Raw genomic sequence first — 10,911 nt, forward strand, 5'->3', positions numbered from 1 at the left:
GACGGTGGCGGGGCGGCGGGTGCGCTGCCGGATCTCCGGCGCCGGGCCGGCCGTGGTGCTGCTGCACGGCATCGGGCGCACCCTCGACGACTTCACCGCCCAGCACGAGCTGCTGGCCGCCGACCACCGGGTGGTCAGCGTCGACCTGCCCGGCCACGGCGGCTCCGCGCCGCTGGACGCCCCGCACACCCTGCCGGCGCTCGCCGCGGCCGTCGCGGAGTTCCTCGACGCGGCCGGCGTCGACCGGCCGGCGCATCTGGTCGGCAACTCCCTGGGCGGGGCGGTGGCGATGCGGCTGGCCGCCGACGAGCCGTCCTGGGCGGCCAGCCTGGCGCTGGTCAACAGCGCCGGGTTCGGCCGTGAGGTGACCGTCGCGCTGCGACTGCTCGCGCTGCGCCCGCTCGGCCGGCTGCTGCTGCGTCCCCACCCGGCCATCGCCCGCCGCACCGAGCTGGCGATCTTCCGCGACCCGGCGTACGCCACCGAGGAGCGGATCGCGACCGCGCTCGCGGTGGCCGGGCAGCCGCACGCCGCCCGGGTGATGCTGGAACTGGTCCGCGGCCTCGGCACCTGGCGGGGCGTACGACCACAGTGGCGCGCCGAGCTGCTCGACGCGGTCGCCGCGCTGGACGTCCCCACGCTGGTGGTCTGGGGCGACCGGGACCTGATCCTCCCCGCCACCCACCTGACCGCCGCCCGGTCCCGGCTGCCCCGGGCACGGACGCATCTGTTCGCCGATACCGGGCACATGCCGCAGATCGAGCGGGCCGAGGAGTTCCACGCGCTGCTCCGCGACTTCTGGGCCGGCGCCGCCGGGCCCTGACGAGTCACGTGGGCCGGCGCCGGGTCGCGGCTGGCTGCGGGACGGCCGCCGGCCAGCCGGCGGGATGCCGCGTGTCAGGCGGGGACGTCGGTGGCCTGGCGGTGCCGCAGCACCAGGGTCACCGCCACCAGGACGAAGAGCAGGGCGGCGAGCGCCGGCACCGGCGCCGGCAGCCGGGGTGTGACCAGCGCCAGCAAGGACACGATCGGGAAGAGCACCAGCCCGAGGCCGCGCTTCCAGCGCAGGTGCAGCGCCCAGAGGGTGACCAGGAATACCGCGACGGGCACCGCCACTGTGTACCCGGCGGTCCGGCCGGAGACGTGGGCGGCGTGCAGGTCGTGGTCGACCGCGACGGCCAGCCCGGCGCCCACCGCGGCGATCGCCGCGAAGATCAGGTAGTGGCCGTACCCCCAGAACAGCGCGCCGCGCAGGCGGGACGGCGGTAGCTGCCCAGGACGATCGAAGTAGAGCCACCAGAGCGCGAAGACGATCACCATCCCGGCGGCGGCGAGCCGCCACAGCTCCGGGTTTCCGGCGTCCACCCCGCGCTGGATCGCCACCGAGATGGACAGGATCGCCTCGCCGAGCACGATCAGGGTGAACAACTGGTACCGCTCGGCGATGTGGTGCGGGTGCCAGCCGGTCTTGCCGTGCCGCTCGGCGACCACCGGCACCAGCACGTCGGCCAGCGCCAGTACCAGGAACGCCGGCATGCCCCAGCCGTCCGGCAGGGCGAGCCGCAGCAGCCAGCCGAGCTGGACGACGCCGACCCCCACCGCGTACGCGATCGCGGTGTCCCGGCGGTCCGGGTTGGCGGCCGCCGCGCGCAGCCAGTTGACGATCGTGCCGAGCCGCATCACCACGTACCCGTAGGTGATGGTGGTGAAGTCCGCGTCGGTGAACGCGCGTGGCACGCCGGCAGCGAGGATCAGCGCGCCGGCGATCTGCACCAGGGTGGTGACCCGGTAGACGTCGTCATCGGTGTCGTAGGCGGAGGCGAACCACGTGAAGTTCATCCAGGCCCACCAGATCGCGAAGAAGACCGTCAGGTAGCTGACCAGCGCGTGCCCGAGGTGGTTCTCCGCCAGGTCGTGGTGCAGGCTGTTGGACGCCTGGGCCACCGCCACCACGAAGCAGAGGTCGAAGAAGAGTTCCAGCGGCGTGGCGGTCCGGTGCGGCTCGTCGGGCCGGCGGCCCCGCATGGGCCGGTACCAGGAGCGGAAGCGCGCGGTGCTGGTGGTCACGGGACTGCTCCTCGCCGGGGCGGGCCGGTTGCGCCCACACGATAGCCGTACCGGCGCCCGCGACCGGCCCGGATCCGGTCAGCCGGCCGGCGCGGGCGCGGGCCTCGCGACGTCGATCTCCGCGGCGGCCAGCGTGGCGAGGTCCGCCTCCACGGCCGCCGGCAGCGGCCGCCGCTGGCGCAGCACCCAGCCCAGCTTCCGCGCGGCGTCGGCCAGCCCGGCGCGCCCCGCCGGGTCGCGCCAGGTCTCGGCGACCACCGCGCGGACCACCCGGCCGGGCCGGCGCAGGGCGGCGGTGAGCACCCGGTTGCGCGCCTCGATTCGCCGCCGGGCGCGGGGGTCCCGACCCGTCGGCGCCGGCAGGTGGTGGGCCACCAGCTCCGGGACGTACGCCAGGTGCCACCCGGCGGCGGCCAGGTCCATCGCCAGCAGCGCCTCCTCGCCATACGTCCCGAGCCGCTCGGCGAAGCCGCCGACCTGCCGGTACGCGGCGCGACGCAGCACCACCGCGCAGGCCAGGAAGCCGAGCACGGTCGGGCCGGGCGCGTCCGGGGCGGTGCCGAGCGGGGCCCGCGCCATCCCCGCCGAGATCGGGTCGAGCCGACCCGCCCGGCCGACCAGCACCCGCCCGGTCAGCAGCGCGGTCCGGGGGTGGGTGCGCAGCAGCTCCCCGGCCCGCTCCAGCGACCCGGGCGCCCAGTACGAGTCGTCGTCGGCGAACGCGACGAACGGGGTGTCGGCCAGCGCCACGCCGACGTTGCGGGCCGCCCCGGCCCCGGCGTTGCGGCCCAGCTCGACCACCCGCACGTGGGGAAGGGCCCGCGCGACCGCGGCCGGCGTGCCGTCGTCCGAGCCGTTGTCCACCACGATCACCGGGGCGGTGTGCCGGGGCAGCAGTGCCAGGAGCTGGTCCCGCCGGTTGCGGGTGGCCACCACGATCGTCAGGTCCGGAGTCATGACCGCCCAGGTACCCGGGGACGCCGGCCCGCATTCGACCGCAGCGGGCGCAATTCCCCGGTCCGAGCAGGTGCGGGAGCGGCGGGGCGGGGAAGACGAACCCGTGGCCGAGGTGACGCTGCTGCTCGCCGGCGACGTGATGACCGGTCGCGGCGTCGACCAGATCCTGCCCCGGCCGGGGCCGCCCGGGCTGCGGGAAGCGGCGGTCACCGACGCCCGTCGCTACGTCGAGCTGGTTGAGTCCGTCGCCGGACCGGTACCCCGCCCGGCCCCGCCGCAGTGGCCGTGGGGCGCGGCGCTGCGCCTCCTCGACGAGCTGCGCCCGGACGTGCGGATCGTCAACCTGGAAACGGCGGTGACCGGCCGCGGCGAGTACGCCCCGGGCAAGGGCATCCACTACCGGATGCACCCGGACAACCTCGCCTGCCTCACCGCGGCCCGGCTCGACGTCTGCGCGCTGGCCAACAACCACGTCCTCGACTTCGGCGCGGAGGGGCTCGGCGACACCCTGGACGCCCTGCGGCGGGCCGGGATCACGCCGGCCGGCGCGGGCCGGGACGAGGACGAGGCGTGGCAGCCGGCGCGGGTGCCCCTCGCCGGCGGCCGCCGGCTGCTGGTCTGGTCGGTGGGCGCCCCCTCCAGCGGCGTCCCCCCGCCGTGGGCGGCGACCGGCGGGCGACCCGGCGTGGCGTACCTGCCCGAGGTGTCCGAGGCCACGGCGGGGATGCTCGCCGACCGGATCGGCCGGGAGGCGGGGCCGACGGACCTGGTGGTGGTCTCCGTGCACTGGGGGTCGAACTGGGGCTACCAGGTGCCGGACGAGCACGTCCGGTTCGCGCACCGGCTGGTGGAGTCCGGCGTGCACCTGCTGCACGGTCATTCGTCGCACCACCCGCGCCCGGTCGAGCGGTACCGGGGACGGCTCATCCTGTACGGCTGCGGCGACCTGATCGACGACTACGAGGGGATCGGCGGGCAGGAGTCGTACCGGCCGGAGCTGCGGCTGCTGCACCTGGCGAGCCTGGACGCCGACAGCGGCGAGCTGCGCCGGTTGCGACTCGTCCCGGTGCGGATGCGCCGCATGCGACTGGAGTCGGCGGGGCCGGAGGAGGCCCGCTGGCTGGCCGAGCTGCTGGACGGGCTGGGCGCGCCGTACCGGACCCGGTTCGTCCTCGGCGACGACGGCCTCGTCACGCTGCGACCCGGCTGACCCGGCTCACCCGGCGGCACGTGGCCTGCGCCACCTTCGCGCGCCAGGCGCCACGGTCATCCGGTCTTGGGAGGCACCATAGATACATGACGCATCCCACGACCTCGCCGCGCGCGACCGCGCCGTCCGCCGCCGAGCGGGCCTACCGGCACCTCAAGCGCGCGATCCTGGAGCAGGTCTATCCCGGTGGCTCGCTGATCAGCGAGGGCGAGATCGCCGAGGCCGCCGGCGTGTCCCGCACCCCGGTCCGGGAGGCGCTGCTCCGACTGGAGGCCGAGGGGCTGGTCGCGCTCTACCCCAAGCGCGGGGCGCTGATCCGGCCGGTCTCCGCCCGCGAGATCGCCGACGTGATCGAGGCCCGCCGGCTGGTCGAGCTGCACGCCGCGGAGCGGGTGTGGCCGCGCCGCGCCGAGCTGAAGGGCGACCTGGCCCGCTGGCTCACCGAGATGCGCCAGGCGCACGCCGCCGGCGACGTGACCGCGCTGATGGCAGCCGACCGGGCCTTCCACGCCACCGTGGTCGAGGCCGCCGGCAACGAGATCCTCGCCGAGCTGTACCACCGGCTGCGCGACCGGCAGCTGCGGATGGGCGAGGCGAGCTTCCGGCTCTCACCAGGCTGGGCGGACGTGGTCCTCGCCGAGCACGCCGGCCAGCTCGCCGCCCTCGACGGCGACGACCTGCGGGCCTGGCTCGACGCCGTCGGCGCCCACGTCGACAAGGCCGCGACCGTGCTGCGGAGGCTGCGGTGAGCGTCGCCGCCGTGCGCCACCCCGCCCTCCGGGTCTACGCGGTCGCGCTCACCGCGTACGTGGCCGCCGTGTTCCACCGCAGCTCGCTCGGCGTGACCGGGGTGGACGCGGCCGACCGCTTCCACATCAACGCCTCGGCGCTGGCCACCTTCTCCGTCGCCCAGCTCGCCGTGTACGCGGCGATGCAGGTGCCCGTCGGCGTGCTCCTCGACCGGTTCGGCTCCCGCCGGCTGCTGCTCACCGGCGGGGCGCTGATGGTGGCCGGGCAGCTCTGCTTCGCCGTCGCCACCGACGTCCGGCTCGCCGTCGCCGCCCGGGTCCTGGTCGGCCTCGGCGACGCGATGACCTTCATCAGCGTGCTGCGGATCGTGGCGTTCTGGTTCCCCGGGCGGCGCAACCCGCTGTTGGTGCAGCTCACCGGCACCGTCGGGCAGCTCGGCGCGGTCCTCGGCGCCGTACCCCTGGTGGCGCTGCTGCACCACGCCGGCTGGACCCCCGCCTTCCTCACCGCGGCCGCGCTCGGCGCGACCGTGCTGCTGCTGGTGCTCGCGGCGGTACGCGACACCCCGCACGCCGAGCACGCCGCCGCTGTCGCCCCGGACCTGGCCACCGTACGCCGGCAGCTCGCCGCGGCCTGGGCCCAGCCGGGCACCCGCCTCGGTCTCTGGACCCACTTCGTCACCCAGTTCTCCGGCTCGGTCTTCGCGCTGCTCTGGGGCTACCCGTTCCTGGTGCAGGGCCAGGGCCTCTCACCCACCGCCGCCGCCTTCCTGCTCACCCTGATGACCGTGGCGACCCTGGTCTGCGGTCCGGTCATCGCGCACCTGTGCGCCCGGCACCCGTTCCGCCGCTCGGTGGTGGTCTTCGCCATCACCGCGGCCACCGCCGCCGTCTGGGCCGTGGTGCTCGCCTGGCCGGGGCGGGCGCCGCACTGGCTGCTGGTGACCCTGGTGGTCGTCCTCGCGGTGAACGGGCCCGGCTCGGTCATCGGCTTCGACTACGCGCGCACGTTCAACCCGGTGCACCGCATCGGCAGCGCCACCGGGATCGTCAACGTGGGGGGCTTCGTCGCCTCGATCCTGCTGATCCTGGCCGTCGGCGTGGTCCTCGACCTGGCCACTCCCGCGGGGCGGTCCACCCCGCCGCTGGACGCGTTCCGCTGGGCCTTCGCCGTGCAGTACCTGCTCTGGGGCCTCGGCGCGGTGCAGGTGCTGCGCTACCGCAACGCCGCCCGCCGTCGGTACGCGGCGGACCGGGCCGCTGTCCCGGTCCCGGCGGCCGCCTGACCGCGGTCCCACCGGGCCGGCGGCCCGGTCAGCTGCGGAGGCGTCGGTGGGTGAGCGAGTCCAGCACCAGGGTCAGCCCCGCGCCGACCAGCCAGAAGTCCTTGGCGATGGGGGTGCCGGCCTGCGTGGGCTTCAGGCTGTGCGGTTCCCGCAGCCCCGGCGTCTTCAGGTAGAGCTGCATCAGCCCGGCGCCGAACGCGGCCAGCCCCAGCCCGACCAGGAACGACGGCGCGAACGGGGTGAGCAGCGCGGCGCCCAGGGCGATCTCGCTCCGGGACAGCAGCTTGGCGAACTGGGCGGCGTCCAGCTGCCGGAGCTGCGGGACCGCCCCCACGGCCATGCCGTGCATCGCCTCGGCGGCCTCGCCCTCCAGGCTGCGCTTGCTGAGCCCGGAATTCAGGAAGAACGCGCCGATGCTGACCCGCAGCGGCGCATGCGTCAGCTTCATGACCACTCCCGTCGGTGCCGGAGAATCGTGCCCCGGCCTACCCGGTACGGGCGTTGCTAACCCGCCGAGCGGCGTTGGGCCGCCGGCGGCGCCCGGCGGTAGGTTCGCGGGGGAGCGTGATCACAGTCGCGAACGAAGGAGACACCGTGAGCCAGGAAGTCCGGGGAGTCGTGTCGCGGCGCAAGGGCGCGCCGGTGGAGGTGACCACCATCCTGGTGCCGGACCCGGGGCCGGGCGAGGCGGTCGTCCGCGTCCAGTCCTGCGGGGTCTGCCACACCGACCTGCACTACCGGGAGGGCGGCATCAACGACGAGTACCCGTTCCTGCTCGGTCACGAGGCGGCCGGCATCGTCGAGCAGGTGGGGGAGGGGGTCACCGGGGTGGCCCCGGGCGACTTCGTGGTGCTCAACTGGCGCGCGGTCTGCGGAGTGTGCCGGGCCTGCCGCCGGGGCCGCCCCTGGTACTGCTTCAACACCCACAACGCCGCCCGGAAGATGACCCTCACCGACGGCACCGAACTGTCGCCCGCGCTGGGCATCGGCGCCTTCGCCGAGAAGACCCTGGTCCACGCCGGGCAGTGCACCAAGGTCGATCCGGCGGCCCGGCCCGCAGCGGTGGGCCTGCTCGGCTGCGGGGTGATGGCCGGGCTCGGCGCGGCGATGAACACCGGCCAGGTCAGCCGGGGCGACTCGGTCGCGGTGATCGGCTGCGGCGGCGTCGGCGACGCCGCGATCGCCGGCGCCGCCCTCGCCGGAGCGACGACGATCATCGCGGTGGACACCGACTCCCGCAAGCTCGACTGGGCGCGCAAGTTCGGGGCGACGCACACGGTCAACGCCTCCGAGGACGACCCGGTCGAGGCGATCCGCGCCGCCACCGGCGGGTTCGGCGCCGACGTGGTGATCGAGGCGGTCGGCCGCCCGGAGACCTGGAAGCAGGCCTTCTACGCCCGCGACCTGGCCGGCACGGTGGTGCTGGTCGGCGTGCCCACCCCGGAGATGAAGGTGGAGCTGCCGCTGCTCGACGTCTTCGGCCGCGGCGGCGCCCTCAAGTCCAGCTGGTACGGCGACTGCCTGCCCAGCCGGGACTTCCCGACGCTCACCGCGCTCTACCTGCAGGGTCGACTGGACCTGGACGCCTTCGTCACCGAGGAGATCGCCCTGGACCAGGTCGAGGAGGCGTTCACCCGGATGCACCACGGCGACGTGCTCCGCTCGGTGGTGGTCTTCCCATGACCGCCCGCGTCGACCACACCGTCACCTCCGGCACCTTCTCCCTGGACGGGCAGACCTTCGACGTCGACAACAACGTCTGGGTGGTCGGCGACGACGCCGAGTGCGTCGTCGTCGACGCGCCGCACGACGTGGCGGCCATCCTGCGCGTCGTCGGCGCCCGCCGGGTGGTCGCCGTGCTGGCCACCCACGCCCACGACGACCACGTACGCGTGGCGCCGGAGCTGGCCCGGGCCACCGGCGCGCCGGTGCTGCTGCATCCGGCCGACCGGGTGCTCTGGGACCTGGTCCATCCGGGCACGCCGCCGGACGGCGAGCTGGCCGACGGCGCGACCGTCGAGGTGGCCGGCATCGCCCTGCGGGTGCTGCACACCCCCGGTCACAGCCCCGGCGCGTGCACCTTCCACGCCCCGGCCCTCGGCGTGGTCTTCACCGGCGACACCCTCTTCGCCGGCGGGCCGGGCGCCACCGGCCGCTCCCACAGCGACTTCGGCACCATCATCGAGTCGATCCGGACCCGGCTGCTCACCCTGCCGCCGGAGACCGTCGTGCACACCGGCCACGGCGACAGCACCACGATCGCCGCCGAGGCGCCCCACCTGGACGAATGGCTCGCCCGGGGCCACTGACCGCCGACCGCGCCCGCCGCCCCGCCGGTCCAGGGAGGACATGGTCGGCGGGCGGCCCGCGGTGCCGCCGGCCGCTGGAGCGGGGAGGGAGGGTCAGCGTTCGCCGTCGAGCACCGGCTTGACGTCCAGCACCGGCGTCCCGTGCACCGCCTCCAGGTCCGCCACCCGGACCCGCACCCCGTCCACATCGAGGACCCGGACCCGGTGCAGACCGATCGGGTTCGGCCGGTGCGGGGAGCGGGTGCTGAACACGCCGGTCTCCGGGCGGGACCGGTCCCCGCGCGGATGCACCGCCAGCACGTCCCGCCGGGCCCGGTCCAGCCAGGTCAGCACCAGCAGGTCGGCGCCGGGACGCAGGTCGCGCACCGCCGGGGCGATCCCCTCCTCGAAGACCAGCCAGGCCTCCGGCGCCCCCTCGTCGCCCTGCTTCGGGGCCACGCCCGGGTCGGTCAGCGGCGACTCCACCCGACCCACCGGGCGCAGCGTGTACCGGTCGTCGTTCACCCGAGGGCCTCCCGCAGCGTGTGCAGCCGGACGGTGGTGCCGGCGGCGGTGGTGTGCACCGGGACCAGGTCGCGGCGGGTGTGCCCGATGCTCGGGCCCCGGCCGACCACGGTAGTGGCAGTCACTGTCCTCGACTTCCCGGTTCCCGCGCGCCCACTGTAACGCCGACGCCAACGGGGCGCTGCCGGGTCACTTGCTTGCCGGTCGAGGCGTGCCCGGTTACTCTGCGAAGGGACCCGGATGCCGGCGGACGACGCCGCCCGGAGTCTTCCTCACCCACTCCGCACGGCCCATCACCGTCCCGGGGTGTCCATTCCGCGAGTCCCGCGCTGCGGTGACCTCGCTGCCGGTCTCCCGGCCAGGCCATTCCGCACCCGGTGAGCGCTTTCGCCGCCGGCCGGTCGCCCGTGCGCCGCACGTGCGGACCCGGCACGGCGCTGCCCGGCCGGCCCGCGAGGCCATCCCTTCCCGGTACGCCCGACCTTCCCTCCCCGCCCGCCCTGCCGGCGCCGACCTCCCCGCTCGAGGCGGACGCCAGTCGCCCGCGGGCGGCCACCTGATCCGAAAGGCACCCCATGACCATCGAATCCACCGCCCTGACCCCGATCAGCGGCATCCTTGACGTCGACGACGACCGGGGGTACGTCCGTGTCCACGGCTACCTGTCCACCCCGGACGACGTCCACGTCTCCACGTCCCAACTCACCAGGTACGGCCTTCGCCGCGGCGACCTGGTCACCGGGGCGGTACGCACCGGTGAGCCGCGCCGGGGCCGGCACGCCCCGCTGGTCCGGCTGGACACCATCAACGGGATGGAGCCGGAGGAGGCGCGGCGGCGGCCGGAGTTCTACACGCTGACCCCGCTGTACCCGCAGGAGCGGCTGCGGCTGGAGACCGAGCCGCACATCCTGACCACCCGGGTGATCGACCTGGTCATGCCGATCGGCAAGGGCCAGCGGGCGCTGATCGTCTCGCCGCCGAAGGCGGGTAAGACGATGGTGCTGCAGGCGATCGCGAACGCGATCACCCGCAACAACCCGGAGTGCCACCTGATGGTGGTGCTGGTCGACGAGCGGCCGGAAGAGGTCACCGACATGTCTCGGTCGGTGAAGGGCGAGGTCATCGCGGCCACGTTCGACCGTCCGCCGCAGGACCACACCACGGTGGCGGAGCTGGCGATCGAGCGGGCGAAGCGCCTGGTCGAGCTGGGGCACGACGTCGTCGTGCTGCTCGACTCGCTCACCAGGCTGGGCCGCGCCTACAACCTCGCCGTCCGCTCCGGCGGGCGTACGCTCTCCGGCGGCGTCGACGTGGCCGCGCTCAACCCGCCGAAGCGGCTGCTCGCCGCGGCCCGCAACGTCGAGGAGGGCGGCTCGCTGACCGTGATCGCCTCGGCCCTGGTGGAGACCGGGTCCGCGGCCGACACGCTGATCTACGAGGAGTTCAAGAGCACCGGCAACGCCGAGCTGCGGCTGGACCGGTCGCTGGCCGACCGGCGTAGGTTCCCAGCCGTCGACATCCGACCCTCCGGCACGCGGCGGGAAGAGCTGCTCGCCAGCGGCGCCGAGCTGCACCGCCTGCGCGCCCTGCGTTCCGCGCTGTCCGCACTGGACCGGCACCAGGCCCTCGACCAGCTCCTCCGTCAGCTCGCCGGCACGCCGGACAACCACCGCTTCCTCGCCCGGCTGGACCCCTCATCCCGGGGCTAGATCCTTGGGTTCGAGAATCTGAACAACTGAGTCAGGTTTTCAGGCTGCGGTTTTGAGTCGTGCGCGGGCGATGTAGTCGTCGACGTGGTGGTCGATGGCGGCGAGGGCTTGACGCAGGTC

At 74.9% G+C, this 10,911-nt stretch carries 11 protein-coding genes and 1 pseudogene; 7 read left to right on the forward strand and 5 right to left on the reverse strand.

Annotated elements, in window-relative coordinates:
• Nucleotides 1-823, forward strand: an 823-nt coding sequence (locus tag DKT69_RS35280) for an alpha/beta fold hydrolase (protein WP_236648604.1), incomplete at its 5' end; no start/stop codon positions are given.
• 74 nt (nucleotides 824-897) lie between these two features.
• On the opposite strand, the gene DKT69_RS35285 is transcribed toward DKT69_RS35280, so the two are convergent.
• Together DKT69_RS35285 and DKT69_RS35290 are read right to left on the reverse strand one after the other, a co-directional pair.
• On the reverse strand, nucleotides 898-2,067 hold the full coding sequence (locus DKT69_RS35285; protein WP_236648606.1) for a low temperature requirement protein A: 1,170 nt from the start codon (nucleotides 2,065-2,067) through the stop codon (nucleotides 898-900).
• A gap of 78 nt (nucleotides 2,068-2,145) precedes the next feature.
• Nucleotides 2,146-3,024: a glycosyltransferase family 2 protein gene (locus tag DKT69_RS35290; RefSeq protein ID WP_109805706.1), complete on the reverse strand. Its 879-nt coding sequence runs from the start codon at nucleotides 3,022-3,024 to the stop codon at nucleotides 2,146-2,148.
• Here DKT69_RS35290 and DKT69_RS35295 point away from each other — a divergent pair.
• The 3 genes from DKT69_RS35295 to DKT69_RS35305 all read left to right on the forward strand — a co-directional run bounded on the left by DKT69_RS35295 (nucleotide 3,023) and on the right by DKT69_RS35305 (nucleotide 6,269).
• Nucleotides 3,023-4,234 carry a CapA family protein gene (locus DKT69_RS35295; RefSeq protein WP_109805707.1) on the forward strand — a complete coding sequence of 404 codons (1,212 nt, stop codon included), beginning with the start codon at nucleotides 3,023-3,025 and terminating at the stop codon, nucleotides 4,232-4,234. The two genes, DKT69_RS35290 and DKT69_RS35295, sit on opposite strands and share 2 nt — an antisense overlap.
• An 86-nt stretch (nucleotides 4,235-4,320) precedes the next feature.
• Nucleotides 4,321-4,983 carry a GntR family transcriptional regulator gene (locus DKT69_RS35300; protein ID WP_109805708.1) on the forward strand — a complete coding sequence of 221 codons (663 nt, stop codon included), beginning with the start codon at nucleotides 4,321-4,323 and terminating at the stop codon, nucleotides 4,981-4,983.
• Nucleotides 4,980-6,269, forward strand: a complete 1,290-nt coding sequence (locus DKT69_RS35305) for an MFS transporter (RefSeq protein ID WP_109805709.1) — start codon at nucleotides 4,980-4,982, stop codon at nucleotides 6,267-6,269. Before DKT69_RS35300 ends, DKT69_RS35305 begins: the two co-directional genes overlap by 4 nt.
• Before the next feature lie 28 nt (nucleotides 6,270-6,297).
• Here the strand turns inward: DKT69_RS35305 and DKT69_RS35310 are convergent, their stop codons facing one another.
• Entirely contained in the window at nucleotides 6,298-6,717 is a 420-nt protein-coding gene (locus tag DKT69_RS35310) for a hypothetical protein (protein ID WP_109805716.1), read from the reverse strand.
• A gap of 146 nt (nucleotides 6,718-6,863) precedes the next feature.
• On the opposite strand from DKT69_RS35310, the gene DKT69_RS35315 reads away from it, so the two are divergent.
• The gene (locus tag DKT69_RS35315; protein WP_109805710.1) at nucleotides 6,864-7,952 is read left to right on the forward strand and encodes an S-(hydroxymethyl)mycothiol dehydrogenase; all 1,089 of its coding nucleotides are present in this window, start codon (nucleotides 6,864-6,866) and stop codon (nucleotides 7,950-7,952) included.
• Nucleotides 7,949-8,578 (forward strand): MBL fold metallo-hydrolase, encoded by a 630-nt coding sequence (locus DKT69_RS35320; RefSeq protein WP_109805711.1) that lies wholly within the window; start codon nucleotides 7,949-7,951, stop codon nucleotides 8,576-8,578. Before DKT69_RS35315 ends, DKT69_RS35320 begins: the two co-directional genes overlap by 4 nt.
• Nucleotides 8,579-8,671: 93 nt before the next feature.
• Here the strand turns inward: DKT69_RS35320 and tsaA are convergent, their stop codons facing one another.
• Entirely contained in the window at nucleotides 8,672-9,082 is a 411-nt protein-coding gene (tsaA, locus tag DKT69_RS35325) for a tRNA (N6-threonylcarbamoyladenosine(37)-N6)-methyltransferase TrmO (protein WP_109805712.1), read from the reverse strand.
• Nucleotides 9,079-9,207 (reverse strand): hypothetical protein, encoded by a 129-nt coding sequence (locus DKT69_RS40780; protein WP_255420260.1) that lies wholly within the window; start codon nucleotides 9,205-9,207, stop codon nucleotides 9,079-9,081. The genes tsaA and DKT69_RS40780 overlap by 4 nt, the downstream gene beginning before the upstream one ends.
• A 441-nt stretch (nucleotides 9,208-9,648) precedes the next feature.
• Here DKT69_RS40780 and rho point away from each other — a divergent pair.
• Nucleotides 9,649-10,791, forward strand: a pseudogene (gene rho, locus DKT69_RS35330) (transcription termination factor Rho); the annotation flags it as partial.
• Nucleotides 10,792-10,911 lie beyond the last annotated feature (120 nt).

The organism is Micromonospora sicca (assembly GCF_003172935.1).
In the GTDB taxonomy this organism is placed as follows: Bacteria; Actinomycetota; Actinomycetes; order Mycobacteriales; family Micromonosporaceae; genus Micromonospora; species Micromonospora sicca.

What these genes read in the sequence shown, in the direction of transcription:
- DKT69_RS35320 (WP_109805711.1), top strand. Translation starts at nt 7,949, where the DNA reads ATGACCGCCCGCGTCGACCACACCGTCACCTCCGGCACCTTCTCCCTG.
- DKT69_RS35310 (WP_109805716.1), bottom strand. Translation starts at nt 6,717, where the DNA reads ATGAAGCTGACGCATGCGCCGCTGCGGGTCAGCATCGGCGCGTTCTTC.
- DKT69_RS35290 (WP_109805706.1), bottom strand. Translation starts at nt 3,024, where the DNA reads ATGACTCCGGACCTGACGATCGTGGTGGCCACCCGCAACCGGCGGGAC.
- DKT69_RS35295 (WP_109805707.1), top strand. Translation starts at nt 3,023, where the DNA reads ATGACCGCCCAGGTACCCGGGGACGCCGGCCCGCATTCGACCGCAGCG.
- DKT69_RS35300 (WP_109805708.1), top strand. Translation starts at nt 4,321, where the DNA reads ATGACGCATCCCACGACCTCGCCGCGCGCGACCGCGCCGTCCGCCGCC.